Annotated in this window: 27 protein-coding genes and 1 pseudogene; 13 read left to right on the top strand and 15 right to left on the bottom strand. The window is 57.9% G+C overall.

Annotated elements, in window-relative coordinates; translation table 11 throughout:
• Positions 1-67 precede the first annotated feature (67 nt).
• Positions 68-1,225: a hypothetical protein gene (locus ROLI_RS16635; protein ID WP_187431564.1), complete on the bottom strand. Its 1,158-nt coding sequence runs from the start codon at positions 1,223-1,225 to the stop codon at positions 68-70.
• A 303-nt stretch (positions 1,226-1,528) separates the two neighbouring features.
• Here ROLI_RS16635 and rpsM point away from each other — a divergent pair, with 303 nt between their 5' ends.
• From rpsM to rplQ, 4 genes are all read left to right on the top strand, one after another.
• Positions 1,529-1,897 carry a 30S ribosomal protein S13 gene (gene rpsM, locus ROLI_RS16630; RefSeq protein WP_187431565.1) on the top strand — a complete coding sequence of 123 codons (369 nt, stop codon included), beginning with the start codon at positions 1,529-1,531 and terminating at the stop codon, positions 1,895-1,897.
• 15 nt (positions 1,898-1,912) lie between these two features.
• Positions 1,913-2,302 (top strand): 30S ribosomal protein S11, encoded by a 390-nt coding sequence (gene rpsK / locus ROLI_RS16625; protein ID WP_187431566.1) that lies wholly within the window; start codon positions 1,913-1,915, stop codon positions 2,300-2,302.
• 114 nt (positions 2,303-2,416) lie between these two features.
• Positions 2,417-3,433: a DNA-directed RNA polymerase subunit alpha gene (locus tag ROLI_RS16620; RefSeq protein ID WP_187431567.1), complete on the top strand. Its 1,017-nt coding sequence runs from the start codon at positions 2,417-2,419 to the stop codon at positions 3,431-3,433.
• A 163-nt stretch (positions 3,434-3,596) separates the two neighbouring features.
• On the top strand, positions 3,597-4,019 hold the full coding sequence (rplQ, locus tag ROLI_RS16615; protein WP_187431568.1) for a 50S ribosomal protein L17: 423 nt from the start codon (positions 3,597-3,599) through the stop codon (positions 4,017-4,019).
• Between the two features lie 203 nt (positions 4,020-4,222).
• Here the strand turns inward: rplQ and ROLI_RS16610 are convergent, their stop codons facing one another.
• Positions 4,223-5,548: a replication-associated recombination protein A gene (locus ROLI_RS16610; RefSeq protein ID WP_187431569.1), complete on the bottom strand. Its 1,326-nt coding sequence runs from the start codon at positions 5,546-5,548 to the stop codon at positions 4,223-4,225.
• A 520-nt stretch (positions 5,549-6,068) separates the two neighbouring features.
• Here ROLI_RS16610 and crcB point away from each other — a divergent pair.
• The 8 genes from crcB to ROLI_RS16570 all read left to right on the top strand — a co-directional run bounded on the left by crcB (position 6,069) and on the right by ROLI_RS16570 (position 13,614).
• Complete coding sequence (gene crcB, locus ROLI_RS16605; protein ID WP_187431570.1) at positions 6,069-6,449, top strand: fluoride efflux transporter CrcB; 381 nt, start codon at positions 6,069-6,071, stop codon at positions 6,447-6,449.
• Positions 6,446-7,489 (top strand): RluA family pseudouridine synthase, encoded by a 1,044-nt coding sequence (locus tag ROLI_RS16600; protein ID WP_187431571.1) that lies wholly within the window; start codon positions 6,446-6,448, stop codon positions 7,487-7,489. Before crcB ends, ROLI_RS16600 begins: the two co-directional genes overlap by 4 nt.
• Positions 7,486-8,148 carry an HAD-IA family hydrolase gene (locus tag ROLI_RS16595; protein ID WP_187431572.1) on the top strand — a complete coding sequence of 221 codons (663 nt, stop codon included), beginning with the start codon at positions 7,486-7,488 and terminating at the stop codon, positions 8,146-8,148. The genes ROLI_RS16600 and ROLI_RS16595 overlap by 4 nt, the downstream gene beginning before the upstream one ends.
• A complete protein-coding gene (locus tag ROLI_RS16590; protein WP_187431573.1) occupies positions 8,145-8,861 on the top strand; it encodes an ATP12 family chaperone protein in 717 nt (238 codons plus the stop codon). The genes ROLI_RS16595 and ROLI_RS16590 overlap by 4 nt, the downstream gene beginning before the upstream one ends.
• A gap of 187 nt (positions 8,862-9,048) precedes the next feature.
• Entirely contained in the window at positions 9,049-10,065 is a 1,017-nt protein-coding gene (locus tag ROLI_RS16585) for an amino acid ABC transporter substrate-binding protein (RefSeq protein WP_187431574.1), read from the top strand.
• A 130-nt stretch (positions 10,066-10,195) separates the two neighbouring features.
• Positions 10,196-11,410 carry an amino acid ABC transporter permease gene (locus tag ROLI_RS16580; protein WP_187431575.1) on the top strand — a complete coding sequence of 405 codons (1,215 nt, stop codon included), beginning with the start codon at positions 10,196-10,198 and terminating at the stop codon, positions 11,408-11,410.
• 3 nt (positions 11,411-11,413) lie between these two features.
• A complete protein-coding gene (locus ROLI_RS16575) occupies positions 11,414-12,712 on the top strand; it encodes an amino acid ABC transporter permease (protein WP_187431576.1) in 1,299 nt (432 codons plus the stop codon).
• Positions 12,713-12,843: 131 nt separating this feature from the next.
• The gene (locus ROLI_RS16570) at positions 12,844-13,614 is read left to right on the top strand and encodes an amino acid ABC transporter ATP-binding protein (RefSeq protein ID WP_187431577.1); all 771 of its coding nucleotides are present in this window, start codon (positions 12,844-12,846) and stop codon (positions 13,612-13,614) included.
• A gap of 41 nt (positions 13,615-13,655) precedes the next feature.
• Here the strand turns inward: ROLI_RS16570 and ROLI_RS16565 are convergent, their stop codons facing one another.
• From ROLI_RS16565 to ROLI_RS16520, 10 genes and pseudogenes are all read right to left on the bottom strand, one after another.
• Positions 13,656-14,159, bottom strand: a complete 504-nt coding sequence (locus ROLI_RS16565; protein WP_187431578.1) for a histidine phosphatase family protein — start codon at positions 14,157-14,159, stop codon at positions 13,656-13,658.
• A gap of 4 nt (positions 14,160-14,163) precedes the next feature.
• Entirely contained in the window at positions 14,164-14,793 is a 630-nt protein-coding gene (locus tag ROLI_RS16560) for a ferredoxin (RefSeq protein ID WP_187431579.1), read from the bottom strand.
• Positions 14,790-15,584 (bottom strand): sterol desaturase family protein, encoded by a 795-nt coding sequence (locus ROLI_RS16555; RefSeq protein ID WP_187431580.1) that lies wholly within the window; start codon positions 15,582-15,584, stop codon positions 14,790-14,792. The genes ROLI_RS16560 and ROLI_RS16555 overlap by 4 nt, the downstream gene beginning before the upstream one ends.
• A 57-nt stretch (positions 15,585-15,641) precedes the next feature.
• Complete coding sequence (argB, locus tag ROLI_RS16550) at positions 15,642-16,505, bottom strand: acetylglutamate kinase (protein WP_187431581.1); 864 nt, start codon at positions 16,503-16,505, stop codon at positions 15,642-15,644.
• Between the two features lie 58 nt (positions 16,506-16,563).
• A complete protein-coding gene (yihA, locus tag ROLI_RS16545; RefSeq protein ID WP_187431582.1) occupies positions 16,564-17,217 on the bottom strand; it encodes a ribosome biogenesis GTP-binding protein YihA/YsxC in 654 nt (217 codons plus the stop codon).
• A complete protein-coding gene (locus ROLI_RS16540; protein ID WP_187431583.1) occupies positions 17,214-17,951 on the bottom strand; it encodes an MOSC domain-containing protein in 738 nt (245 codons plus the stop codon). Before ROLI_RS16540 ends, yihA begins: the two co-directional genes overlap by 4 nt.
• Positions 17,948-19,771, bottom strand: a complete 1,824-nt coding sequence (yidC, locus tag ROLI_RS16535; RefSeq protein WP_187431584.1) for a membrane protein insertase YidC — start codon at positions 19,769-19,771, stop codon at positions 17,948-17,950. Before yidC ends, ROLI_RS16540 begins: the two co-directional genes overlap by 4 nt.
• 157 nt (positions 19,772-19,928) lie before the next feature.
• Positions 19,929-21,476, bottom strand: coding sequence for a bifunctional diguanylate cyclase/phosphodiesterase (locus ROLI_RS16530; protein ID WP_187431585.1), 1,548 nt, complete (start codon positions 21,474-21,476; stop codon positions 19,929-19,931).
• A 468-nt stretch (positions 21,477-21,944) separates the two neighbouring features.
• A pseudogene (locus ROLI_RS16525) lies at positions 21,945-22,457 on the bottom strand (ATP-binding protein); the annotation flags it as partial.
• 19 nt (positions 22,458-22,476) lie between these two features.
• Entirely contained in the window at positions 22,477-22,569 is a 93-nt protein-coding gene (locus tag ROLI_RS16520; protein ID WP_262386654.1) for a helix-turn-helix domain-containing protein, read from the bottom strand.
• Between the two features lie 470 nt (positions 22,570-23,039).
• Here ROLI_RS16520 and ROLI_RS16515 point away from each other — a divergent pair, with 470 nt between their 5' ends.
• Positions 23,040-23,300, top strand: a complete 261-nt coding sequence (locus ROLI_RS16515) for a hypothetical protein (protein WP_187431812.1) — start codon at positions 23,040-23,042, stop codon at positions 23,298-23,300.
• An 85-nt stretch (positions 23,301-23,385) separates the two neighbouring features.
• Here the strand turns inward: ROLI_RS16515 and ROLI_RS16510 are convergent, their stop codons facing one another.
• Genes ROLI_RS16510 through ROLI_RS16500 form a run of 3 tightly spaced genes read right to left on the bottom strand, consistent with a single transcriptional unit; the run spans position 23,386 to position 26,524 of the window.
• The gene (locus tag ROLI_RS16510) at positions 23,386-24,468 is read right to left on the bottom strand and encodes a BMP family ABC transporter substrate-binding protein (RefSeq protein WP_187431811.1); all 1,083 of its coding nucleotides are present in this window, start codon (positions 24,466-24,468) and stop codon (positions 23,386-23,388) included.
• 53 nt (positions 24,469-24,521) lie between these two features.
• Positions 24,522-25,442, bottom strand: a complete 921-nt coding sequence (locus tag ROLI_RS16505; protein WP_187431810.1) for an ABC transporter permease — start codon at positions 25,440-25,442, stop codon at positions 24,522-24,524.
• Complete coding sequence (locus tag ROLI_RS16500; RefSeq protein WP_187431809.1) at positions 25,442-26,524, bottom strand: ABC transporter permease; 1,083 nt, start codon at positions 26,522-26,524, stop codon at positions 25,442-25,444. Before ROLI_RS16500 ends, ROLI_RS16505 begins: the two co-directional genes overlap by 1 nt.

Raw genomic sequence — 26,524 nt, 5'->3', positions numbered from 1 at the left:
TTTGCGGTCATCGATGGCCACGGGGCAGGGCGCTTTGGGCAAAGTGAGCGTGTTGCGGCCCACATTTCTAGAACGACAACCTCCTTTTCTTTTTCCGCTTCGGCCGATGTGTGCGCTCCCATTCGGCATCTTCTGCCTTGATCTCTTCCGGCGTGCGGATATAGGGCAGCAGTTGCGGCAATGATGTTTTGACGAAATTGTAAAACATCACGTTGCCGATGTGGGGATTGTCCCGATCGCTAATCGTCTCGCCAACCTTTTTGAGCATCGTTAGTTCTGCGCGCGTCAGGGTGGCGGTCATCTTGACCAACGCCCCGCGGGAGGGGTGTTTGCCCAGCCTGCCGTTCCGTTTGACCATGACCTCAAAAAGCTTCAACCCGGCGGCGTCCTGATTGCCGTCATCGGGCAAGGCATCATCCGCGCTCAGAACCGGTGTGGCCCAAGCGGGTGTGGCCGTGACACCCTCGCCCTTGAGCGCTTGCGCGAGCCACTCGTTGAAAATACTTGTTGGGTGGGCGTCGCGAAAGTGTTTTTCCCAGCGCTTCTTGTCGCCGGTGCGCGTGTAGTGATCATGTGCGGCGTTGCGGTCGATATTAAACTGAAACAGCCGATTTTTGTTGTGTTCCGATTTTGTGGGACCGCCGGTATGGGTCGTGCGCACGCGCCCGCCTTCAAAATAGATGCTGCCGATTTTGCCATCGACCATGCTGCACATCAAGGTCATCGGCTCGTTGAGATAGGCCTCTCGTGCCAGCGCATTGCTGCGATCTATGGCCAGATCGCCTTTTGCGTCATAGCCTGCATTGTGGGTAATCGCCCTGTCATCGACGCCTGCGGGTCCCTCATTCATACGCTCGTAATGCTCGCTTGCCCAGGCGGCGGGACCTGCGCTGCCATCACCTGCTAAATTGCCCCGCGCATCATAGCTGCCGTTGTGGGTGAGGGGGCTTCGGTCCACGGGGTTGCTTTTGGCGGTGTCGCGTCCGACGCCGTCGATGAAATCCTCTTTCGCCCAGTCTGGCGCATCCGACTTTACCACGTCGCGCTGAATCACGCCGGTTGCCTGACGTTGAAGCGCATTGAGCGCGCCGGTTGTGGGGCATTGGTCGGCCTGTTGCTGGACCGCGGTGAGCATGTCATTGCGCGCCACGCGCCCGGCGGCATTCCGGCTCTGAACAGGCGGGCGATTGCCCTGGGACGGGCGATGATTTTTGCGGTCTCTCACAGCTGCGGCTTTCCGTTTCGGATGAATATGGCTATGCTACTATGAGTTGATTTTTCGATCCAGTGTCTGTGTGTCCGCTTGCCGTTTGACCCTGATCAGTGGTTATCGTCCCCACGGGTTGACGCCATCTTAAAAAGCCCCTACCACGCGCTATCTCTAATGAGAATCAATCCGTAAGGCGTGTCGTTTTTGCCTCTGCGGGATCACCTGATCAGCTGATACCCGGTGCTTTCGACGCTCCGGGTTTCGTTTGTGAAAAAAGGGTCTGGTATCACGGACCCGCAACGAAAAGGAAGATAACACGTGGCACGTATTGCCGGCGTAAACATCCCGACTGCAAAGCGGGTTCCAATCGCCCTCACCTATATCACCGGTATCGGAAACACCTCCGCAAAAGCAATTTGCGAAGCTGTCGGTATCGACCCGTCGCGCCGCATCAACGAGTTGTCGGATGCCGAAGTTCTGTCCGTGCGTGAGCACATTGATGCGAATTACTCCGTTGAGGGTGATCTGCGTCGTGACACACAGATGAACATCAAGCGCCTGATGGACCTTGGGTGCTATCGCGGCCTGCGTCATCGTCGTAACCTGCCGGTTCGCGGTCAGCGCACCCACACCAACGCTCGCACCCGCAAAGGCCCCGCAAAGGCCATTGCTGGTAAGAAGAAATAAGGGAGGGTCTGATCCATGGCACGTGAAAAAACCCGCGTTAAGAAGAAGGCCAGCAAGAACATCGCCGCTGGTGTGGCGCATGTGAATAGCTCCTTTAACAACACAAAAATCCTGATTTCTGATGTGCAAGGCAATGCGATTGCATGGTCCTCTGCGGGCACGATGGGCTTCAAGGGCTCGCGTAAATCGACACCCTATGCGGCTCAGATGGCCGCTGAGGATGCCGGACGCAAAGCACAGGAGCACGGCGTGAAAACGTTGGAAGTCGAAGTGCAGGGACCGGGGTCGGGTCGTGAGAGCGCATTGCGCGCGCTTGCAGCGGCCGGGTTCAACATCACGTCGATCCGTGACGTGACGCCGATGGCACACAACGGCTGCCGCCCCCCCAAGCGTCGCCGCGTTTAAGGATAAATTTACCATGTGGGACCGTGTGATTTCGCACGGCCCCATTTCGCTTTTTTGAAACCTCGAGAGTCGTCGCCTTAGGGACATGGGGCGTAGACAAGAATGGAGGGACGCATGATCCACAAGAATTGGGCTGAATTGATTAAGCCGCAACAACTGGACGTCAAACCGGGTAACGATCCGGCGCGCCAAGCGGTTGTCACTGCCGAGCCGCTGGAGCGTGGTTTCGGTTTGACGATGGGCAACGCGCTGCGCCGTGTGTTGATGTCGTCGCTGCAAGGTGCCGCGATCACATCGGTGCAGATCGACAACGTCTTGCACGAGTTTTCATCCGTGGCAGGTGTACGTGAAGACGTCACCGATATCATTTTGAACCTCAAAGGCGTCAGTATCCGTATGGAAGTCGAAGGGCCCAAGCGCCTGTCGATTTCCGCCAAGGGGCCGGGCGTCGTAACAGCGGGTGACATTTCGGAGTCCGCGGGCATTGAAGTGTTAAACCGCGAGCATGTGATTTGCCACCTTGATGATGGGGCGGACGTCTACATGGAGCTGACGGTCAATCAGGGCAAGGGCTATGTCTCCGCAGAGAAGAACAAGCCTGAGGACGCGCCGATTGGTCTGATCCCGATTGATGCGATCTATTCGCCGGTCAAGAAGGTCAGCTACGATGTGCAGCCGACCCGTGAAGGTCAGGTGCTCGATTATGATAAACTGACCATGAAGGTGGAAACCGACGGGTCGCTGACGCCGGATGATGCGGTAGCGTTTGCCGCGCGTATTCTTCAGGACCAACTGGGCATCTTCGTCAACTTCGACGAGCCAGAGTCCGCATCCCGCGCGGATGAAGATGATGGTCTTGAGTTCAACCCGCTGCTGCTGAAGAAAGTGGACGAGTTGGAACTGTCGGTGCGCTCTGCGAACTGCCTCAAGAACGACAATATTGTGTATATTGGCGATCTGATCCAGAAGACCGAAGCGGAAATGCTACGCACGCCTAACTTCGGCCGTAAGTCCCTGAACGAGATCAAGGAAGTGCTGTCGGGCATGGGGCTTCACCTGGGCATGGACGTCGAGGACTGGCCGCCAGACAACATCGAGGACCTCGCCAAGAAATTCGAGGATTCATTTTAAGCAGGCGGTGGCCCAAAGGCCCACCTTACGGTGACATGCCGTAGGGTGGGCCTTTGGGCCACCATTACGACCCGGGCGTTTTGCCCCAAGGAGAGCCGGTGACACGCATCGCTGGCCAGACAAAGTAAAATAGCCCGTAGAGGGCACATCTAGGAGAAAAAATATGCGTCACGCACGTGGATATCGCCGCCTTAACCGTACACATGAGCACCGCAAGGCGCTCTGGGCTAATATGGCAGGCTCGCTCATCGAACATGAGCAGATCAAAACAACTTTACCTAAGGCAAAGGAACTGCGCCCGATCATCGAAAAGATGATTACACTGGCGAAACGCGGCGACTTGCATGCGCGTCGTCAAGCTGCCAGCAAGCTCAAGCAGGACCAGTATGTTACGAAACTCTTCGACATCCTGGGCCCGCGCTACAAGGATCGCCAAGGTGGATACGTCCGTGTTCTCAAAGCTGGTTTCCGTTATGGTGACATGGCACCGATGGCGATCATCGAGTTCGTGGACCGGGATCGCGACGCCAAGGGTGCTGCTGACAAGGCCCGAATTGCTGCTGAGGATGACGTCAGCGAAGCGTAAACCTCGGCTGCGAAGAAAATGATCAAAGCCCCTGAGTCCCGGTGACACAGGGGCTTTTTCGTGGGATAAATGAGTTGTCAAACAGTTGAGCCTGCAAAGCGGATCAGGCTGTCGCGGCAAGGCCTCTCGACGAGGGGGGCGTACCTCATTTGACGCGCCTGTACAGGTATGAACTCGCCGGTCCTTACATGTCTCGCGGTTGTCTATTTATTCTGTCGCTTTTGGCGCAGCTTTTCGAAATAGGCCACGCGCTTTTTCATCTCCCGCTCATAACCGCGTTCGGGCGGGGCATAGAGCGCGACGCGCTCCATATCGTCCGGGAAGTAGTGCTGGCCCGAAAATCCATCTTCGGCATCGTGATCATAGGCGTACCCCTGACCATAGCCTTCCTCCTTCATCAGGCCCGTGGGCGCGTTCAGGATATGTTTCGGCGGTGGTTCGGAGCCAGTCTGTTTGGCCAATTTCATCGCCTGTTTGTAAGCCACATAGGCGGCGTTGGATTTCGGCGCGAGGGCCAGGTAAATCACCGCTTGCGCCAGCGCTAATTCCCCCTCGGGGGAGCCGAGCCGCTCATATGTGGCCCAAGCGTCCAGACAAAGCCGGTTGGCCTGCGGATCGGCCAGACCAATGTCCTCGACGGCCATACGGGTGATGCGCCTGGCCAGAAAACGTGGGTCCTCGCCTGCGGTCAGCATCCGTGCCAGCCAATAAAGCGCGGCATCCGGGTCCGACCCGCGCACTGATTTATGCAGCGCAGAGATGAGGTTGTAATGACCGTCACCCGATTTGTCATATTGCGCGGCGCGCCGTTGAAGCCGCTTGGCCAGTTCCGCTGGCCCCAGCGGGGCGTCATTGGTGATGGTCGCGGTTTGTTCGATCAGGTTCAACACTGCGCGCCCGTCACCATCCGCCATGTTCACCAGGGCCGTGCGGGCGTCCGGCGTCAACGGTAGCTGCTTGCCCAGCATCTGCTCTGCGCGACTCATGAGCTTTTCAAGCGCCGGTGTTTCGAGCCGGCGTAACACCAAAACCTGCGCCCGCGACAAGAGCGCTGAATTCAATTCAAAGGACGGATTTTCCGTCGTCGCGCCCACCAGCACGATGGTGCCGTCCTCCATATGGGGCAGGAACCCATCTTGTTGCGCCTTGTTGAAACGATGGATTTCGTCCACGAAGAGCAACGTGCCTTGACCAATGCGCCGCCGGGTCTTGGCTGCATCAAACACCTTGCGCAACTCGGAGACGCCCGAAAAAATCGCGCTGATCTGCACGAAGGCGCGCTCAGAAGCATCCGCTAAAAGCCGCGCGATGGTGGTTTTTCCAACGCCGGGCGGCCCCCAGAAAATTAGTGAGGACAGGGTGTTGGCCGCGAGCATCGCACCAAGGGGTGCGTCAGCAGCCAGCAGGTGATCCTGTCCGATGACATCGTCAAGCCTTGCAGGGCGCATGCGATCCGCCAACGGCCTGTCACCGGCCTCTGCTGCGGCCGGTTCGGAGGTATTCGCGAGATCGTCGAAAAGATCACTCATGGCGGATGTTCTATTCCAGTATTGCAGGATTGGAAATTGGGCATTGTTTGGTTTTGGCAGCAGAGGTCTTTGATGTGATGAAAATGACGGCATGTTTGGGTCTGTTCCAAGGTCGCGCATGCCACACTCTACATTCCCAAGCTGCCGATCATGGCAGCGGGCTGGCTGAACGATCACGGGCTGCTATTCCACGAGGAACATGACCAGCCAGCAATCCGTATTTTGACGATTGTGGCACGGATTATTGCGCCCGTGCTGACAAGCACGACTTCCAGCACTTCCCGGCAATCAACGATATCGATCACACCAAAATCAAGGCGAAGTCACTTCAGACAAATGGCAACTGCGCGCGTCTTCACAAAATCCTCCCACAGGGTTTTGCCGGATCACATCTGACCCACTACACTTAATAGAACAGATGCACTCCTTTGGGGCATACTTGGCATAGGGGCATGATCCATCGCTGCCTCAACCGCTTGTGAAACTTGACAATGGCGTGAGGGTGCGTGACAGACCGCGGATGATGAAAACTCTGATCATGGTGGCCTTTGGCGGCGCGATTGGCGCGTCTTTGCGCTTTTTATGGGGTGTGGGCGCGCTGCGTATAACGGGGCCGACGGAATTTCCTGTGGCGATCATGGCAGCAAATGTGTTGGGATCGTTCCTGATGGGGGCCTTCGTCGTGTTGGCTGCGCAGCGCGGGTTGACCCATCTGAGCCCCTTGGTGATGACCGGGCTTTTGGGTGGATTCACGACGTTTTCGGCGTTTTCGCTGGAAACCGTGACGCTGCTGGAACGGGGGCATTTCGGGATGGCGGGTGCCTATGTGGCGCTATCGGTGGGGTTGTCGATTGCAGGCCTCTTTTTGGGCCTTTGGGTGATGCGAGGGATATTATTATGAGCCGGGTACAGACCCTGACCATTCAGGAGGACGACGGAGATCAGCGGCTGGACCGATGGTTTCGCAAGCAGTTCCCGCAGATCAGCCAGGGCCGCATCGACAAGATGTGTCGCAAAGGCGAAATCCGCGTGGATGGGGGCCGCGTTAAGGGCTCGACCCGCGTGGAGGTCGGCCAGCAGGTGCGTATCCCGCCCCTGCCTAGCGAGGCCGCCCCCGCGCCTGAACCGCGTTCCAAAGTGTCCGATGCGGATGTGAAACTCATCCAGTCCTGCGTTATTTACCGGGACGATCATGTGATTGCGCTCAATAAACCCCCCGGACTTCCGACGCAGGGCGGCTCCAAACAGCTGCGCCATGTGGATGGTATGGGCGAGGCGTTGAAATTCGGGTTCGAGGAAAAACCGCGTCTTGTGCACCGGTTGGACAAGGACACATCGGGGGTTTTGCTGCTGGCGCGCACGCGGATGGCGGCCAAGGCGCTGACGGCGGCGATGCGGCACCGCGAAACTCGCAAGATTTACTGGGCATTGGTGGCGGGTGTGCCGACGCCGTATCTGGGCGAGATCAAATACGGGCTGGTCAAGGCCCCCGGACGTGGCGGTGGTGGCGAGGGCGAGAAAATGATCGCCGTGCATCCGCGCGAGATCGAGAGCACCTATGGGGCCAAACGTGCGCATACGCTTTACGCCACGCTCTACAGGGTGGCCTCGCGCGCGGCGTGGATCGCGATGGAACCTGTGACCGGGCGCACCCATCAATTGCGCGCGCATATGGCCGAAATCGGGCATCCGATCATCGGGGATGGTAAATATGGCGGGTCGGGTCAGGAGAACATGGGTGATGGCTGGGGCGCCCAACTAGGCGGGATCATTTCCAAGAAACTGCACCTGCACGCACGGATGATGCGGTTCGAGCACCCCGAAACGCGCAAAATGATCACAGTCACGGCCCCGATGCCGGATCACATGGCGCAAAGCTGGGACACCTTTGGCTGGAGCGAAGATCTGGCGGCCGAGGACCCGTTCGAGGCGCTCGAATGAGGCTGGTGATCTTTGACGTGGACGGCACGCTGGTGGATAGCCAGGCGGATATCCTCGCGGCGATGGGGCGTGCCTTCGAGGCTGTGCGCCTGGCTGCACCTGAACGCGCCCGAATTTTAGGCATCGTTGGCCTCTCGCTGGACGTGGCGATGGCGCGGCTGGCCCCGGATGCGGATCATGCCCGCATGGTGCAGGCCTATAAGGATGCTTATATGGACCTGCGCGCGCAGAGCGGTGCGGCGCAATCCTCCCCGCTTTATCCGGGCGCGCGCGCCGCGTTGGAGCGTCTGAGTGCGCGCGAGGATGTGATTTTGGGCGTCGCGACCGGTAAATCCAAGCGTGGGCTGGATAAGTTGATCGAAGGGCATGGGCTGGAGGGTGTGTTCATGACCCAGCAAGTCGCCGATTTCCACCCCTCCAAACCCCACCCCTCGATGATCCATCAAGCCATGTCAGAGGCGGGGGTTTCGCCCGACCGGACGGTCATGATTGGCGATACCAGTTTTGATATGGATATGGCTGCGGCGGCGGGCGTTTACGGGCTCGGCGTGGATTGGGGATACCACCCGGTTGCCGCATTGGGTGCGGCGCGCGCGATTCTAAGCGATTTCGGGCAGCTGGAGACGGCGCTGGATGAGGCGTGGAAGGCAACGGCATGAGCGAATGGAAGGCCAAGCGATTCTGGGAAACGGCATCAGTGGTGTCGGTCGAGGACGGATACGGGATCGCATTGGACGGGCGGGCTGTGAAAACGCCCGCGAAACAGGCGCTTTTGGTGCCCAGTCGCGGGTTTGCCGAGGCCATTGCCGCAGAATGGGACGCGCAGGAAGACAAGATAAACCCGTCAAAGATGCCCTTTACGCAGACCGCCAATGCAGCGATTGACAAGGTCGCGGTGCAACACGGCGAGGTCGCGGATATGCTCGCCGCCTATGGGGACAGCGATCTGCTGTGTTATCGCGCGGAGCAACCCGTTGAACTGGTGGCCCGGCAGGCAGCGCAGTGGGATCCGTTTCTCACCTGGGTTGAGGGGGCATTGGGTGCGCGGTTGCAGGCGCGTTCCGGTGTCATGCATATTGCCCAGGACCCGGATGCCCTGGCGCAATTATCGCACCATGTTCATGCGCTCAACGCGTTTGAACTGGCCGCCTTTCACGATCTCGTCAGCCTGACGGGCTCTCTGGTGCTGGGCTTTGCGGCCACGCAGAACGTTCAACCGGCAGCAGACATCTGGAGGGTCTCGCGGCTGGATGAAGTGTGGCAGGCCGAGCAATGGGGCCGCGATGAAGAGGCCGAGGCCGCCGCGGCTCTGAAACAACGGGCTTTTGAACACGCAAAAGTGGTTTTTGACCTCTGCACAGCTGATTCTTGACTGTTTTGGCCCGAAATATGGGATCTAACGTAGGGGAGGCTGCGATTTTAGCAGCGTAACCCTTGACGTTATTGCGTGAATCCGAGCAATATGCCGCCCACTTGGACCCTTTAAAACAATACAAGTTTCGGTTAAAAATACGCCGGGAGACCCGTCAGAAACGGCGGAAAATCAGGAAGAGGTAAAAATGAACAAATCTACATTACTTGGTGCGCTGACCATTGCTGGCTTTGCTGCGGGTGCGGCTGCCGCTGGTACGTTGGACGACGTCAAAGCACGTGGCACACTCAACTGTGGCGTGACCACGGGTCTTGTGGGCTTCGCGGCACCAGATGCAAACGGCGAATGGAAGGGCTTTGACGTGGCGGTATGCCGCGCTGTTGCCGCGGCCGTTCTGGGGGATCCGACCGCGGTCGAATTTGTCCCGACAACGGGCAAGACGCGCTTCACGGCTCTGGCCTCCGGCGAAATCGACATGCTGGCGCGCAACACAACATGGACCTTTAGCCGCGACGTGGACCTGAAGTTCACCTTCGTGGGCGTGAACTACTATGACGGTCAGGGCTTCATGGTGCCAAAGGCGCTGGGTGTATCCTCGGCCAAAGAACTTGATGGCGCGACAGTTTGCATCCAGACCGGTACAACTACTGAGCTGAACCTTGCGGATTTCTTCCGCGCCAACAACATCAGCTATGAGCCGGTGCCGATCGAAACCAATGCCGAAGGCCAGCAGCAGTACCTTGCCGGTGCCTGCGACACCTACACGACGGACGCGTCCGGTCTGGCCTCCACTCGGGCCACATTCGAGAATCCAACTGATCACGTGTTGCTGCCCGAAATCATTTCCAAGGAACCGCTCGGTCCGCTTGTACGTCACGGCGATGACGAATGGGCAGATGTCGTGCGCTGGACGCTGAACGCGTTGATCACAGCAGAAGAGCTGGGCGTGACATCGGCCAACGTCAACGAAATGGCGGCCAATACCACCAACCCTGAAGTTGCACGTTTGCTCGGTACCGAAGGCACATTGGGCGAAATGCTCGGTCTGGACGCTGAATGGTCCAAGCGCGCGATTGCGGCCGAGGGTAATTACGGTGAGGTCTTTGCCAAGAACATCGGTGAAGAAACCCCCATCGGTCTTGCACGCGGGCTGAACGCACAGTGGACGAACGGTGGCCTGGTCTACTCGCCGCCCTTCCGCTAAAAACGACACGGCCAAGGGCGCAGGAACTCCTGCGCCCTTCGCTTTTAGAGACCAATAAAACGACAACCCGACCACCGAGGCGCGCAAAGTGCCCGTTAAAATCAAGGTCGGAACCACGGGGAAAATTTTAATGACGATACTGACCGACCCGCCACGGGAGTCGTTCCGCCTGTCCATGTTGATCAACGATACGCGGTATCGTTCGCTGACATTTCAGGGAATTGCGCTGCTGGTGCTGATTGTCGCTTTTGCCTATCTGGCGAATAATCTTTTGACCAACCTCGCGGCTGCAGGCCTTAATATTGCCTATGATTTCCTGGGCTCGCCGGCGGGATATGACATTAACCAGACGTTGATCGAATACGACAGCCAATCCAGCAACGCGCGCGCTGCTGTTGTGGGGATCCTGAACACGCTGCTGGTCGCCTTTCTGGCCTGTATCACGGCGACGGTCTTTGGCGTCACGGCCGGGGTTTTGAGGCTGTCGAACAACTGGCTCGTTTCCAAACTGATGGCTTTTTACGTCGAGATTTTCCGCAATATTCCGGTTCTGATCTGGATCATCATTATTTTCACCATCATGACGGCGGTGATGCCCGCCCCGCGCGCCTTTCGCGGGGACGAACCCGAAGCGACCATGTTGCTGGGGTCGATCGCTTTCACCAACCGAGGTGTTTACCTGCCTGCGCCGATCTGGGGGCCGGGCTCCATGGTGGTCGTTGCGACGTTTTTTGCCTCCATCATCGGTGTCTTTGCCTATCGCCGCTATGCGACGAACCTGCTCTATGCGACGGGTAAATTGCTGCCGACAGGGTGGCCGAGCCTTGCCATCCTTTTTGTCCCCTCGCTGTTGGTTTTCGTTGTCATGGGACGTCCCATCGGGCTGGATTACCCGGTTCTGGGCGGCTTCAACTTCAGCGGCGGCATCCAGATTGGTGCGCCGCTGATTGCGCTCTGGTTTGCCTTGTCGATCTACACCGGGGCCTTCATCGCCGAAAACGTGCGGGCCGGCATTCAGGCCGTGAGCAAAGGCCAGACCGAGGCCGCCTCCGCTCTGGGTCTGCGTCCGGGTCGTGTGATGAACCTCGTCGTGCTGCCACAGGCGCTGCGGGTCATCATTCCGCCGTTGATCTCGCAATATCTCAATATCACCAAGAACTCCTCGCTGGCGATTGCCGTGGGCTATGCGGATATAACTGCGACGCTGGGGGGCATCACGCTCAACCAGACGGGGCGCGCGATTGAATGCGTGCTATTGCTGATGCTGTTTTATCTCACGATCTCGCTGTCGATCTCCGCGATCATGAACGTCTACAATAATTCCGTTAAGCTGAAGGAGCGCTGAACCATGTCAGATATACATGCAAATTCCGTCGCCTTCGTGCGCTCCGAGGAAATCCCGCAACAGGCCCCGCCCTATGCGGCCACGGGTCCGGTCAAATGGATGCGTGAAAACCTATTTGCGACACCGGCCAATGCGCTGCTGACCATTGTCGCGGCCTATGTTATCTATCTCGCCCTGGCACCAACCGTGCCGTGGATCCTGAACGGGGTCTGGAATGCCAATAGCCTGTCTGAGTGTCGCGAGATCCTTGACGGCGCGCGCGGGGCCTGTTTTGCGGTGCTGGCGGAACGCTGGCCGCAGCTGATCTTTGGCTTTAAATACCCCTCCGAACTCTACTGGCGCCCCGGACTGGCCTTCTTGCTGCTCTTTGTGGCCATCGCGCCGGTGCTGTTTTTCGACCTGCCGCGCAAGTTGTTGGCGTTTACGGCGCTGTATCCGTTCATCGCCTACTACCTGATCTGGGGCGGCACGATCTTTGTGCCAATCCTGGCTCTGGTTGGTGCTGCGGGTGGCGTTCTGATCTACCAACGCTACGTCGCACGCAGCTTTGCCGCTGGTTTCTTTGGGGGGATCGCCGCCGCCTTCGTGATCTGGTGGCTGGGCGGCTTCCTGATCCCCGAAGGCGCATCCGACAACGCCATGATGGAGGCCGTGCCGTCGCGCGATCTCGGGGGCTTCATGCTCAACATGATGCTGGGCGTGACCTGTGTGTCGCTCTCCATCCCCATCGGCATCGCGCTGGCACTGGGGCGGCAGTCGTCGATGCCGCTGATAAAGATCATCTGTGTGGTCTTCATCGAGTTTATCCGCGGTGTACCGCTGATCACGCTGCTCTTTGTCGCCTCGGTGATGCTGGCCTATTTCTTTCCGCCTGAATCCACGGTGGATCTGTTCCTGCGCGTGGTGATCATGATCACAATGTTCTCGGCGGCTTATATCGCCGAGGTGATCCGGGGTGGCCTCGCAGCCCTTCCCAAGGGGCAATATGAGGGGGCCGACAGCCTGGGCCTGAACTACGCCCAAGCAACGCGGCTGATCATCCTGCCCCAGGCGCTCAAGATTTCGATCCCGGGCATCGTCAACATCGCCGTGGGTCTGTTCAAGGATACGACGCTGGTGTCGGTTATTTCGATGTTCGATATTCTGGGGATGATCCGGGGGCCTATTCTGGCATCGACCGAATGGAATGGCGTCTATTGGGAACTGCTGGGCTTTGCGGCGCTGCTGTTCTTTGTCGTCTGCTATGGCATCTCGCAATATTCACAATGGCTGGAACGCCGCCTCGCGACCGATCACCGCTGACCCATCCTTCTGCCGCATAGGGCGGCGGGGCGTAATTTTCAGGCCCTCAAGCAGCAAAGCGGCAGGGTTTAAAACCACACACCCTCAAGTAGCGAAAGCGATAGGGTTTAAAAATGAGAAAGGCCAGAAGCATGGCTGAACAAGCAACACAAATGCAGGTCTCGGATGAGATCGCGATTACCATCTCCAACATGAACAAATGGTACGGCACCTTTCATGTGCTGCGCGACATCGATCTGACGGTCAATCGCGGCGAACGGATCGTGATCTGTGGGCCTTCGGGCTCAGGCAAATCCACGCTCATCCGCTGCATCAACGCGTTGGAAGAGCACCAGCAGGGTTCCATTGAAGTGGATGGGACGCTGCTCTCCTCTGATCTCAAGAACATCGACAAGATCCGCTCCGAGGTCGGCATGTGCTTTCAGCACTTCAACCTGTTTCCACATCTGACCATCCTGGAAAACTGCACGCTGGCCCCGATCTGGGTGCGCAAGACGCCCAAGAAGGAGGCCGAGGAAACGGCGATGCATTTCCTCGAAAAGGTCAAAATCCCCGAACAGGCCGACAAATACCCCGGCCAGCTTTCGGGGGGGCAGCAACAGCGTGTCGCCATCGCGCGCTCACTGTGCATGCGCCCCCGGATCATGCTCTTTGACGAGCCGACCTCGGCGCTCGATCCCGAAATGATCGCAGAGGTGCTGGACACGATGATCCAGCTTGCCGAAGAGGGCATGACCATGCTTTGCGTGACCCACGAGATGGGCTTTGCACGCAAAGTGGCGAACCGTGTGATCTTCATGGATGCGGGCCAGATCGTTGAACAGAACGAACCAGAGGCCTTCTTCAGCAACCCGCAATCCCCGCGCACACAGCTGTTCCTGAGCCAGATCCTCGGTCACTAACGCGCCTCGAGGGTCATCCCATGGTGCCGTAGGGTGGGCTTTCAGGCCACCTTGCCCGTAAAATCGCGTGGCACGGTGAAATCAATTGGCTGGCCTGTGTGCCAGCCAATATCGTTCCAGCTGTCGACATCGAAATCTATCACGAAGGTCGCACCCGTCGGATAGTTGTAGAACTGCGGATGATTGGGCGGATCATCTACCAGACGGGCGGCCATCTCGCCGATGCCAGGGTTATGCCCGAGCATCAAAATGCACGCCGCCTCCGAAAAGCGCAGCACTGACAGCATCTCCTCGGAGTCCGCGAGATAGAGACGTTTTGTGAAGGCCACGGGGGTCGCCTGAGAAAAACCCAGCCCCAATAAAGTCTTGCCCGTGCGCTTGGCCGAAGAACACAATACTTGATCGGGCTGATAGTCCCGCTCCCGCAGCCATTCACCCAAGGCATAGGCGGCGGCTTCACCCCGATTATTGAGCGGGCGTTCGTGATCTTCGAGACCTGCACTCCAGTCAGATTTTGCGTGGCGCATCAGGATCAGGTGGCGCATGGGGTCATCCTTTGAATGAGATCATGTGAAAGGCGGATTGCTCAGCAGAGCGTTCGAATTTGACCGATACAGGGCAGGCGCGCCGCACCTTGCACCCGTTGGACATGCAATCCCGCCCCGGTTCCGTGTCTAGATAGGCTTTGCAGGCCGGAACGTCATAAGCATGATCTTCGGCCAAGGCTCCGACGGGACAGGCCGCAACGCAAGGCTTGTCGGCGCAGCTCTCACAAGGGTTCGACGCTGCCCGCCCCTCGAGCGCCAGGACAGTCGGGACATGCAATGCGCCCCTTATGGAGATCATCAGCCCGGCGGTGTCATGCACCATCATACCCGTCGGGCTTTGAAAAAACCGCCCCGTTTGCAGCGCCCAACCGATGAAAGGCGCATAGGGCGGGCCGTCCGAGGGGTATGTATCACGGGCTCCCAGATCGGCGGCAATGCCCCCGATGATCCGCTTGGACCAGCGATCAAGCGGGTCCGGTTGCCCGTCGCTAAATTCTGCCGCCTGCGTGAAAATCGGCCAACATCCCCGGTCTGCGCCCAGCAAGACAAGCGTGCCCGCATCATCATGAAACGCGCCCATGACGAACAGGCCCGAGGGGGCGGCAAGGGCCGTGATTTTTTCCAGCGTCATTTGCGCGTGAAGGGGAGCGTGAGGGACCAGCCCAACCGGCTGGGGCGCGCGTCCTGCCATTCCAGACCGACCTGCATCGCGTCATGACCGGCCTCGGGCTGCGCGATATAGGTGCCAAACATCCGGTCCCAGATGGAGAGGGCAAAGCCGTAATTACTGTCATGCTCGGCGCGGTGCGCGGAGTGGTGGACCCTATGCATATCGGGCGTCACCAGCACGCGCCGCACGATGCGGTCCAGCCCAAGCGGCAGGCGGATATTGGCATGGTTGAACATGGCGGTGCCATTGAGCAGGATCTCGAAAACGATCACGGCCAGCGCCGCAGGGCCGAGCAGATAGACCAGCCCCACCTTCAACAGCATCGACAGCGCGATTTCGATGGGGTGGAACCGGATCGCTGTGGTCACATCCATATCGACATCGGCGTGATGCACTTGGTGAAGCCGCCACAGGAGCGGCACTTTATGCGTGATCAGATGCTGTAACCAGATGGCAAAATCGAGGATCAAGACGGCAAGCGCGAATTCCAGCCAGACCGGCCCATTGAGCAGGTTGAACAACCCCCAGCCCTGTGCCTGCGCATCCAGTGCGGCCCCAACGGCCAACAGCGGCAGCGCAAAGGCGATCAGGCGCAGCGTGACGGTGTTGGCAAGGGTGATGCCCCAGTTCGTCATCCAACGGCTGCTACGCGGCTGGCTGCGCACCCGGCGCGGCGCAAGCGTTTCAAGTGTCGCCAGCAAGGCGAAGAGACCCAGAAAAATACTCAGGCGAATGACGGTTTCGTTTTCCATGCGCTACACCTAGTGCAGAGTGCCGCCCGCTCCAAGCGGCAGTGTGACACATCTGCGTCAACCCGCGCGGATGATCGAGCCCGCACCGTGTTCGGTGAACAGCTCCAACAGGCAGGCGTTAGGCGCACGCCCGTCCAGGATCACCGCCGCGCGCACACCCCCCATGATGGCATCAAGCGCGGTTTCCGTCTTGGGGATCATGCCACCCGCGATTGTGCCATCCGCCGTCATATCGCGAATCTGTGTGGCGGTAATCTCGGTCACGACCTCTCCGGCGGCGTTTTTGACGCCCGCGACATCCGTCAGCAGCAAAAGCCGGTCCGCCTTGAGCGCCGCCGCAATCGCCCCCGCGGCCGTGTCGCCGTTGATGTTGAAGGTCTCACCATCCCGACCCATGCCCAAGGGCGCGATGACGGGGATATATTCCTTTTCCGCCAGATCGCGCAGCAACGTCGGGTTGACCACATCGGGTGTGCCGACAAAGCCAAGATCGGGGTCGGTCTGCGTGCAGGTGATGAGGCCACCGTCCTTGCCCGACAGACCTACGGCGCGCCCGCCCTGACGGTTGATCGCCTGCACGATGCGCTTGTTCACAAGGCCGCTCAGCACCATTTCGACCACCTCCATGGTGGTACCATCGGTGACGCGCTTGCCGTTCACGAACTCGGATTTAATCTCCAGCTTGGCCAGCATCGCGTTGATCATCGGCCCGCCGCCATGAACGACCACCGGGTTCACGCCGACCTGGCGCATCAGCACCACATCGCGGGCAAACTCCTCCATCGCCGCGTCGCTGCCCATGGCGTGCCCGCCAAGTTTGATAACGACCGTCGCATCCGCATAGCGTTGCAGATAGGGCAGGGCCTTGTTGAGGGTGCTGGCGGTGGCGATCCAATCGCGGTTCATATCCTGGGTCTTCATCTCTTGGGCCTTGGTGGGTGCGGTTATGAGGGCAGACGCGCACGCGTGCAAGCCGCCTCTATTCCAGCGTGGCGATGATGGCGCGCAGGGTTGGGATGCCCCAGCCCTTTTCGCTCGATGTGATGATGATCTCGGGGAAGGCGGCGGGGTGTTTTGACAGGGCGCTGCGCACCTGATCGAGTATTTTGGCGCGCTCGGCCTCCTTGACTTTATCGGCCTTGGTCAGCACGACTTGAAAGGTGACGGCGGCACTATCAAGCAGGCTGAGGATTTCATTATCCACCTTTTTGACGCCATGACGCGCATCAATCAGCACAAAGGCACGCCGCAGGGTTTGGCGCCCCGACAGATATTGTTTCAGCAGACGCTGCCATTTTTCTACCACGGCGAGCGGTGCATTGGCATAGCCATAGCCGGGGAGATCCACGAGATAATGCGCCTCTCCAGCGGTGAAAAAGTTGATTTCCTGTGTGCGGCCCGGCGTGTTGGAAGCCCGCGCCAGCCCCTTGCGCCCGGTCAAGGCGTTGATCAAAGAGGATTTACCGACGTTCGAACGCCCGGCGAAACAAACCTCCATCCGGTCAGGATCCGGCAGGCCGGACATAGCCACGACACCTTTGACAAAATCCGTTTCCCCGGCAAAAAGCAGGCGGCCTTTTTCATCTGTGTAGGCATCAGGCTCTTCGGCGATGGGAAAGGGTAGCTGTGTCACAGGGCCTCCAGCACGTCGCCGCGTTTGATCATACCGCCGGTGATGACCTCGGCACGGACGCTGAAATCCTGATGACCCCAGTGCTTCAGGGCACCCAGCGTGTCCGCATCGCGTTCGCCAGTCTCCGGATTAGCCGTGGTTGCAAGGCAGCGATCGGTGCGTTCGCGCGGACGCAACACGCAGCCCCCGATACGGATGTCGCGGCCCATCCAATCAAATTCGACCCACGGATCGGCTCCGTCAAACCAGATATTTCCGCGCCAGCGATGGATCGAAAGGTCCTGGCCAACCTGTTGTTCCATGGCTTTGTGTGAGGCCAGATTGCACAGGGTGACGGAGGGAAAGTCGCTGTCCGTAAAACCGCGCCCGTCAAGGCGGATTACCCGGTCGGGCAGGGCGCGGTCCTGCGGCACGAGCGGCATGACCCAATCGATCAGCTTTTGGCCTTCGGTATCAGGGTGAAAGGAGAGATCCGGTCGATTGGGGTGAGAGAGATGCAGGATTTCGGTGGCCTCGTCGAGGCGCGAGGATATCGCGAGCAGGTTTGGGGCCTTGGAGCCGCGGCTGAAATTGGCGCAAGGCACCCATCCGCTGCCGTCGACATTTGAGGCGTCATGCGCGACAGCCCAGAGCCGGTCATAGGGCATGGATTGCCCAGCGTTCAACATCACCTGTTCAAGCGCTTCCCGACCATGGCTTTTGAGCGGATGGCGCAGGATATGGGCGATCTTCATCCGTCGGCGTCCGGTTTGGATTTCTTGGAGAAGCCGCCTTTAATGTTGCCAAAGACGTCCGGTTTGTAGCCTTGGCTACGCATAATCAGGTACTGTTGCGTGAAGGTGATCGTGTTGTTGGCGATCCAGTATACGACCAACCCGCTGGCAAAACCGCCCAACATGAACATGAAGACCCAAGGCATCCAGGCAAAGATCATTTGTTGCGTCGGATCGGTGGGGGCCGGGTTCAGTTTTTGTTGCAACCACATGGAGATGCCGAGCAGAAGCGGCAAGATGCCGATGAAGACAAGCGCCATGATCGAACCGGGTTCCGGGCCCTCGAAAGGCAGCAATCCGAAGAAGTTCATCAAAGACGTCGGGTCGGGTGCGCTGAGGTCTTGGAATGGGCCAAAGAAATTCGCGTGCCGCAATTCGATGGTGACAAAGATCACCTTGTAGAGCGAGAAAAAGATCGGAATCTGGAGCAGGATTGGCAAACAACCCGCGGCCGGGTTCACCTTCTCGCGTTTGTAGAGCTCCATCATGCCCTGCTGCATCTTTTGACGGTCGTCGCCAGCTTCCTCCTTGAGTTTTTCCATCTGTGGCTGAAGTTCTTTCATCTTCGCCATGGAGACATAGGATTTATAGGCCAGCGGGAAGAGGATCGCCTTGATGATCAACGTGAGGCCAATGATCGCCCAACCCATATTTCCGATCAGTTTGTTCAATTCATGCAGCAACCAGAAGATCGGTTTGGTCAGAAAGAAAAACCAACCCCAGTCGATACTGTCGATGAATTTCGGCACGCCGGTCGATTCGTATTCGCGCAGCATCGCCCATTCCTTTGCACCCGCGAAGAGTTGGGTCGTAAGCTCATAGCTCGCACCAGCCTCGATGGTTTGCGTGGGCATCCGCGTGACGGCGCGGTAAATATCTGTACGCGCGTCATACGTCAGCGCCTGGTCGAAGGTCTGACCGGCAAGGGGTATCAGGATCGCCTGCCAGAAGTGATCGGTGAAGCCGATCCACCCCGAGTTGACGCCCTCTTTCACGATCGCTTGACGTCCCCATTTCGGATCCAGTTCCGCTTCGGCGATTTCATCCCAATCCGTTTCCGCCAATTCTTCGTCCGCCATGGCGACGGCACCTTCATGCAGGATAAAGAAGTTTTCCAGATCGTCGGGTAGGGTATGCTGCACAATCATGCCATAGGGGGCGACGCTGATTGCACCATTGCCGTCATTGGACACCGATTGCGTCAACGAAAACATATAGTTGTCATCAACCGCGATGGAACGGGAGAAGACCTGACCCGCGCCATTGTCCCACGTAAGTGTGATCGGGCTGCCGACGCGGAGCGTATCGCCTGCGCTCAGCGACCATTCGGTTTCCGGACCAGGCACCGCGCTTGGGTCAATACCGGCACCGGCAGCCCAGCCTTGGAGTGCGTAATAGGCATCGTTAGTGCCCTGTGGAGACAGCATCGTAACGATGGTCGCGTCGCTTTCCAGCGTGGTCTGGTAATCTTTGAGTTTCAGATCATCAATGCGGCCACCCACAAGCGAGATCGAACCGGTCAGACGCGTTGTTTCAATCGCGACACGCGGCGCATCTTGTAGTGTTGTATCACTGGCTTGGGTCTGTGGATTGAGCGGCGCGGGCGCGGATGCGTCGGGCGCTGCCGGAATTGTCGTGCCAGTGGCACCGGTGACCTGCTCTGTCAGCGCGCCGTCCAATGGCACGTCTGGTTCCGGAGGAGGAAATAGAACGAACCATACCAGAATCACGATGAAACTGAGCGCTGTTGCAAGAATGAGGTTCTTGTTCTGATCGTCCATAGGGACAGCCACCTGATCTGTTTGATATCAGCGTGGGTTCAACAGAGTGCAGGGACAAAGGTCAAGCGGAATCGGGGCTTTTTGTTCGCAATCCCGCATGTGATTGGTGATGCTAAAGGCCAGAGCTGATCGCAAAGGCAAAAAAGGAATGGCCGGGCTACCCAGTTCGGTTTCCGATAATGCGTGGAACATCTTGTAATTTTGAGTTATGCGCAGTGATCCATTTGAGTGTCTCCTCAAATGGCATGGGCTTCCCAATACCGAAACCCTGAACGTGGTCGCATCCCAATTGGGCCAGAAGCGCATGCTCGCCGACCGTCTCCACGCCTTCGGCAAGCGTCTCGACATTCAGTCTTTCGGCCATCGTTAGTATTGCGCTGATCATACGCTGTTGCTCGGGGTCGCGATCCGCTTTCATGACAAAAGATCGATCAATTTTGATCCGGCTCACGGAGAACTTTCGAATCGACGCTATGGAGGCATGTCCTGTCCCAAAATCATCCAGATCGACACTGCAACCCATTTTGCCCAAACCGTTGATGTTACGCGTTATGATGTCCTCTGGTGCGCCTGCTACCACGGTTTCCAGAACTTCGACGGTCAGCCTGTCCGGCGTGAGATCGAAGCGGTCCAGTTCCCATTTCACCTTATCGACTAGACGTGGGTTTTTTAGTTCGGGGCCGGCGAAGTTAACGCCGACTTTCGGGACGATCACACCGGCGTTGTCCCATTCCTTCAGCGCATTGAAAGCGCGGTACATCATCACTTCCGCCAGACGCTCCAACATGTCTGCTTGTTCAATTGCGGGCAGAAAATCGGCAGGAGAAATCATGCCGCGCTCTGGGTGATGCCACCTTGCCAAGGCCTCAAAGCCCGTCACGCGTCCGGTGTCGGTTGAAATTTGAGGTTGAAACCAGGGCACAATCTGACCGCTTTCCAATGCGTGAGCAACTTCTTCGCGCAATTCTGCTTTGGTCTCCGATCGTTGCCGCATTTCCTCCGAGTATGCTCGGATTGCACTTGGCCCGTGGTTCTGTGCTTCTCGCAGTGCGGCGCTCGCAGCGACAATCCACTTCTCGGAAGAGCCGTTGCGCATGCCGCTGTGCTGACAAAATCCGACGGATGAAGTGATATAAATGGCAGTCCCGTCGATGGAAATCGGCTCCTCCAACGCCCCTTGCATGCGCCCAGCAAGCTGAATGCAGAGCTCCAGATCCAACTGCCTGATCGGCTGCAGGCAGATTGAGAATTTGCTGTCACCAGATTGCGTGATGGCATCGCCCTCTCGCAAGATTGCAACCAAACGCTCGCTTACTCGTTTTACCACGCCCTCAATGACTGCTTGGCCGTAGCGATCCGTTAAATCCTCAAAATCATCTATTTCCACTCTGAAAACTGCACTGGTGAAGGCGGTTTCTTTTGCTTTGTCGAAGGCCGCTTTTGTGAGCATCTCAAAGTCACTGCGATCAACTAGTCCACTATCTTTGCGGGTGCCCCCAAATATGACATCGAAGGACCGATATCCGCAGACGAGAAAGTAGATTAGCGGCGTCACAACTGCAGCGCTCACGAGGGCAGCATCGCCCCCGGTCCAATAGATACCAAGGGAGACGGCGGGCAAGAGCGCAAATGCTGCGGGGCGGGTCAGGAAACTTGCGACCTTGCCCCGAATACTTGCCACGTTTTGCGCGAAGACCCCTGCCATGATACATCCTTTACGATCCGTGCCAAAAGCACTGCCAAAATCACCCTATGCGGGCATGCGTGACCCTTGGGTTAACAACACAGAGCGAAATACGTGCGGATTGAATAAAGGTTTACCTAACTCAATATCAGCCGTTTGGAATCAGATGCTTCAGTGCCCGTAAAATGTGATTAGTGCACATGTTAGAATGCGAAACATCGCTTTGACGAAGCCTCGTTTTTTTCTTCTAACCGGACGAGATCGCCTTGGACTGTCGGAATTTTATCCCGTCCTTACCACAAGTCATACAGTTCTTTATTCAAGCGCTGGCTTCTTGTGGTCTCTTGCAATGTGCGTTTCGGCAGACCTAATCCTTTCCAAAGCGCGACAATCGCTATCTGAAGTCTTAAGCCCCGTTGTTGAATGTCATTGAGAACTGAGCCGGTATTTTCACCGAGATTTGACCCGCTGTTAGTTATGTATCGGTAGCTATGCTTTGGTCAATGTGGTGGCCTCCTTTGTGGTTTTCTTTGCGGCCTCTGAGCTGGTCTTGAAGCGGTAGCTGTCGTTGCCTGTTTCGAGGATGTTGCAGCGGTGGGTAAGCCGGTCGAGCAACGCTGTTGTCATCTTTGCATCCATTGCCCGGCAGTCGTTTTGTGCAGCAAAACGATGAGAGGGGCCAAAGACCTGGGCCCATTCACTGAAGCTGAGGTTGGTTGTGATGATGACACTGGTGCGCTCATAGAGCTTGCTCATAAGGTGGAACAGCAGTGCGCCGCCTGACGGGCTGAACGGCAGGTAGCCAAGCTCGTCCATTGCCCGGCAATGCATGTTTACATGCATGAGAGGGGAGGATGACCAAGTCGATTTTTGTGAGCATCTCAGCCATTCACTGACCGGCAGGGTATCGCGACGCGATGTCCCGAGAGGTTTCCCGGCCTTTCCGAGGGCCTTTTCCTGTTCCAATGCATTGACCAGTTCGACGGTGGAATAGCGCTTGCCTCCTGCCTGTCTGAGGTCGTCATAGCGACCTGTTCAAGCTTTGAGCGATTGACCGAAGGGGCCGTTTCGCAACGAGCCCACGGGAAATCTCCTCCCGCTCAATGAAGCTCAAAGCAAATCGGGACCGCCTGCGATCAGCTGGTCATATCCCACCAAACTGCGCCAAATGTGGGAAGATCGAAGACGAGGCACGATTGAAGTGTCGCCCGATCGAGCTCATGGACTCGCCGCGCTGCCAGCGGTCCCACATCTCTGACTTCTGTTTGGCCGTATAAAACGTTCGCGTCCGGTTCTTCATCGTAAACACTCCATCTCTTCCTAAAGATTAAAGTGTTGCGGCGACCCATTGAAACCGCCCTTCTACGTCCAGAATTAGCTATGATTTGACCGATACTCCATCAAGGTGCTCACCGAAGTACCTTATGCGTTGTTGCATATCACGTTTTTGATTATCAACCGTTGCATTGGCAATGTGCCCGTAATTAGGACGGTTGACCAAAGCATTCAGATATAGCGCTGCTGCGGCCTCCGGGCTTCCCGCCCTGAAGCCATGTGCCTCATCTGGTCCCAATCCGCCGTCATATGTTGCTGGTGGTCGAGGACTTTCGTGGTCGGTGGTACGGCGGCGAAAACATCGTTGACCTCTATCTCAAACCACGGGGCTGGAATGAAGCAGCAGCCAATAGAGAATATTTTGCAGCACTTCGCGATACGCCCTTCAGACTTTACGAAGTGAGCAAGGTGAAGCCTGGCAAGTCTATGGTGCTCAAAGACTTGCCAGGCAAAACGGAGCCAGTCACCGTTGTCGAACAGTCTGCCACGCGTTGGGGCTGTTCTTACTAGGTGCGTGGTGCGCCCTTTAGACAACAATGATGCTGCAACCGATCTAATGGCGGTTTGTGGCGCTTATCCGTCCTTTTTTCCTGGCTTATTGCGGTATTTCTGCTGTCAGGCCTTCGACATAGAAGTTCATGCCCGCAAGCGTGCCGTCATCAGCCACTTCGCCGGCCGCAAGCCAATCGCTACCGTCTTGCTTCTTGATGGGGCCGGTGAACGGGTGGTATGAGCCCTCCGAAATCGCAGCCTTCAGGGCCAGCGCCTCTTCCTTGACGTTTGCAGGGACCGCGTCGGTGATCTCACCAATGCCGACCATGCCGTCTCCGATGCCATGCCACGTGTCGACGCTTTCCCAGGTTCCGTCCATGACGGCCTTGGTGCGCGCGATGTAATAATCACCCCATTCGTCCAGGAGCGCACTGACGCGCGGGAAGGGCGCATAGGCTGACATGTCTGATGCCTGGCCGAAAGTCACCACATTGCCCGCTTCCTGTGCCGCCGCATGCGGGGCTGTGGAATCGGTATGTTGCAGGATCACATCCGCGCCCTGTTCAATCAACACCTTGGCGGCGTCTGCTTCTTTGGCCGGATCAAACCACGTGTACGCCCAGATGATCTTGAACTCGACGTCCGGGTTCACCTTCCTGGCATGGATATAGGCAGAGTTGATACCGCGGATTACTTCGGGGATCGGGTAGGATGCGATGTAGCCGATGATGTTGCTTTCGGTCATGCTGCCCGCGATGTGGCCCTGCACAGCGCGCCCCTCATAGAAACGCGCCGAGTAGGTGGACACATTTGGATGCAGGCGCTTGTAGCCGGTGGCGTGCTCGAATTTCACATCCGGGAATTTGGCGGCGATGTTGTTTGTGGGATCCATATAGCCGAATGACGTTGTAAAGATCAGGTCGGCCCCATCCAGCGCCATCTGCGTCAGAACGCGCTCGGCATCCGGGCCCTCAGCGACGCTTTCAACAAAAACGGTTTCCACAGCATCGCCGAACTCGGCTTCAACGGCCAGACGGGCTTGATCATGTGTAAAGGTCCAGCCACCGTCACCAACCGGGCCGACATAGACAAAGCCGACTTTGGTCTTTTCGTGCCCGTCCGCGAATGCGCCGGAGGCCAGTCCAAGCGCTATTGCAGCACTGGCCAGGAGTGTTTTGAATTTCATGTTCAGGTCTTCCCCATGTTGAATCGCCCCTTGTATGAGGCGTTGATGTGCCCCTAGTGAGAGGCGTGGAATATGCGGCCCAAAGAGCCGGGTGCAGCGCTTTTGTCCGCAGAAAGAACGACCAGCACCACGATGGTGATCACGTAAGGCGACATTGCCAGATATTCGACCGGAATGGCAACGCCGGCGCCCTGCAAATTCAGTTGCAATTGAGTTATTCCGCCAAAAAGATAGGCACCCAGCAGGACGCGCCAGGGCTTCCAACTGGCAAATACTACCAGTGCGAGAGCAATCCAGCCGACCCCGGCGGTCATGCCTTCTGTCCACTGCGGCACGCGGATCAGGCTGATGTAGGCCCCGCCCATCCCCGCGCAGGCCCCGCCGAACATGATGGCAAAGGTGCGGATGCGCACGACCTTATACCCAAGCGCATGGGCGGCGTCGTGATTTTCGCCGACCGCCCGCAGGATCAGACCGACGCGGGTGAATTTCAGTACGGCCCAGACGCCCGCCACCAGGAGGATACCGAAATAGAGGATCGGATCGTGAGAGAACAGGATTTGGCCGATAATCGGGAGCTCCGCCAGAGGCCCGAAATTGATATCCGGCATCCGGGGCGGCTTGATGCCAACGTAACCCTGGCCCAGCAGCGCGGACAGGCCGAGGCCAAAGAGCGTGAGTGCGAGACCCGAGGCGACCTGATTGGCCAGCGTGATTTGTGTCAGGAAGGCAAACAGCAGGCTGAGCGCGGCTCCCCCTGCGGCGGCGGCGATAAAACCGACCAGCGGCGAGCCGGTTTCCACAGCGATGGCAAACCCGCAGATTGCCCCTATGATCATCATGCCTTCGACCCCGAGGTTCAAAACACCGGCGCGCTCGGCAACCAATTCGCCCGTTGCGGCCAGCAAGACGGGTGTTGCCGCGCTCATCAAGGCGGCGATGAGCAGGACGGGATTGATGGCTGAAAGGTCCATTACGCGGCCTCCGTCCGGCCAATGCGCAGCCGGTAATTGGTCAAAAGATCAAGTGCCAGGAGGAAGAATAGCAACATCCCCTGAAATACCTGGATGGCGGCGGCGGGCAGGCCCAATTGGCTTTGCGCGATGTCCCCGCCGATATAGGTCAGCGCCATCAACAAACCGGCCAGCACGATACCGATGGGGTGCAGGCGGCCCAAAAACGCCACGATAATGGCCGTGAACCCATAGCCTACGTTGAAATCAATGCTGACCTGACCGGCGGGCCCTGCGACCTCAAACAGACCCGCAAGACCGGCCAGCAGCCCCGATGTGCCAAGGCAGAACAGGATCAGCCGGCTTGGATTGACACCGGCAAAGCGCGCGGCACGCGGCGCCGCACCGGTGACGCGCACAGCAAAGCCCAGCCGGTGGCGGGCAAGCAGCACATAAGCAAAAATCACGGCGATCATGGCCGCGACAACCCCCCAGTGCATGCCCGATCCGGCGATGATTTCGCCGTTATGGGCCGAAGCGTATTGTTGCAGGTTGCGGCTGCCGGGAAAGCCGAAGCCTTCGGGATTTTTAAGCAGTCCCAATGACATGGAGGCAAGGAATTGTTCGGCGACATAGACGAGCATGAGCGAAACCAGAATTTCATTGGTCCCGAATTTAACCTTGAGGAGCGCGGGGATCATGGACCAGAGCCAGCCGCCAAAGGCCCCCGCCAGCACCATCGCAGGAAAGATCAGCATATTTTCCGCAGGGTAGCAAGCCAATCCCACCGCCGCCCCGAACAGCGCGCCCATAATATATTGCCCTTCGGCCCCGATGTTCCAGATGCCGGCCTTGAACCCCAGGCTGAGGCCGATGGCGATGAGTACCAGCGGTGCGCCCTTGATCAGAAGTTGTGGGCGATAAAAGAAGGCAAATTCCCCGAACAGCGGTTCCCAGAAAATGGTCAGTATGGATGTCACCGGGTCCTTGCCCAACACGGTGAACAACAGACCGCCAAAGAAGAACGTCGCCAGCACGGCCAGAAGCGGCGTCAGATAGGCAAAAAGATGGTTGGGCTCGGGGCGCTTTTCCAGTCGGATCAT

The sequence above is a fragment of the Roseobacter fucihabitans genome (genome assembly GCF_014337925.2).
GTDB classification, from domain to species: domain Bacteria; phylum Pseudomonadota; class Alphaproteobacteria; order Rhodobacterales; family Rhodobacteraceae; genus Roseobacter; species Roseobacter fucihabitans.
The sequence above is the reverse complement of the archived record's forward strand: the minus strand, read 5'-3'. Positions and strand labels throughout refer to the sequence as shown.

Excerpts from the sequence above, each read along its gene's own strand:
- rpsK (WP_187431566.1), top strand. The coding sequence starts at position 1,913 with ATGGCACGTGAAAAAACCCGCGTTAAGAAGAAGGCCAGCAAGAACATC.
- ROLI_RS16620 (WP_187431567.1), top strand. The coding sequence starts at position 2,417 with ATGATCCACAAGAATTGGGCTGAATTGATTAAGCCGCAACAACTGGAC.
- rplQ (WP_187431568.1), top strand. The coding sequence starts at position 3,597 with ATGCGTCACGCACGTGGATATCGCCGCCTTAACCGTACACATGAGCAC.
- ROLI_RS16610 (WP_187431569.1), bottom strand. The coding sequence starts at position 5,548 with ATGAGTGATCTTTTCGACGATCTCGCGAATACCTCCGAACCGGCCGCA.
- crcB (WP_187431570.1), top strand. The coding sequence starts at position 6,069 with ATGATGAAAACTCTGATCATGGTGGCCTTTGGCGGCGCGATTGGCGCG.
- ROLI_RS16600 (WP_187431571.1), top strand. The coding sequence starts at position 6,446 with ATGAGCCGGGTACAGACCCTGACCATTCAGGAGGACGACGGAGATCAG.
- ROLI_RS16595 (WP_187431572.1), top strand. The coding sequence starts at position 7,486 with ATGAGGCTGGTGATCTTTGACGTGGACGGCACGCTGGTGGATAGCCAG.
- ROLI_RS16590 (WP_187431573.1), top strand. The coding sequence starts at position 8,145 with ATGAGCGAATGGAAGGCCAAGCGATTCTGGGAAACGGCATCAGTGGTG.
- ROLI_RS16585 (WP_187431574.1), top strand. The coding sequence starts at position 9,049 with ATGAACAAATCTACATTACTTGGTGCGCTGACCATTGCTGGCTTTGCT.
- ROLI_RS16580 (WP_187431575.1), top strand. The coding sequence starts at position 10,196 with ATGACGATACTGACCGACCCGCCACGGGAGTCGTTCCGCCTGTCCATG.
- ROLI_RS16575 (WP_187431576.1), top strand. The coding sequence starts at position 11,414 with ATGTCAGATATACATGCAAATTCCGTCGCCTTCGTGCGCTCCGAGGAA.
- ROLI_RS16570 (WP_187431577.1), top strand. The coding sequence starts at position 12,844 with ATGGCTGAACAAGCAACACAAATGCAGGTCTCGGATGAGATCGCGATT.
- ROLI_RS16565 (WP_187431578.1), bottom strand. The coding sequence starts at position 14,159 with ATGCGCCACCTGATCCTGATGCGCCACGCAAAATCTGACTGGAGTGCA.
- ROLI_RS16560 (WP_187431579.1), bottom strand. The coding sequence starts at position 14,793 with ATGACGCTGGAAAAAATCACGGCCCTTGCCGCCCCCTCGGGCCTGTTC.
- ROLI_RS16555 (WP_187431580.1), bottom strand. The coding sequence starts at position 15,584 with ATGGAAAACGAAACCGTCATTCGCCTGAGTATTTTTCTGGGTCTCTTC.
- argB (WP_187431581.1), bottom strand. The coding sequence starts at position 16,505 with ATGAAGACCCAGGATATGAACCGCGATTGGATCGCCACCGCCAGCACC.
- ROLI_RS16540 (WP_187431583.1), bottom strand. The coding sequence starts at position 17,951 with ATGAAGATCGCCCATATCCTGCGCCATCCGCTCAAAAGCCATGGTCGG.
- yidC (WP_187431584.1), bottom strand. The coding sequence starts at position 19,771 with ATGGACGATCAGAACAAGAACCTCATTCTTGCAACAGCGCTCAGTTTC.
- ROLI_RS16530 (WP_187431585.1), bottom strand. The coding sequence starts at position 21,476 with ATGGCAGGGGTCTTCGCGCAAAACGTGGCAAGTATTCGGGGCAAGGTC.
- ROLI_RS16515 (WP_187431812.1), top strand. The coding sequence starts at position 23,040 with ATGTTGCTGGTGGTCGAGGACTTTCGTGGTCGGTGGTACGGCGGCGAA.
- ROLI_RS16510 (WP_187431811.1), bottom strand. The coding sequence starts at position 24,468 with ATGAAATTCAAAACACTCCTGGCCAGTGCTGCAATAGCGCTTGGACTG.
- ROLI_RS16505 (WP_187431810.1), bottom strand. The coding sequence starts at position 25,442 with ATGGACCTTTCAGCCATCAATCCCGTCCTGCTCATCGCCGCCTTGATG.
- ROLI_RS16500 (WP_187431809.1), bottom strand. The coding sequence starts at position 26,524 with ATGATCCGACTGGAAAAGCGCCCCGAGCCCAACCATCTTTTTGCCTAT.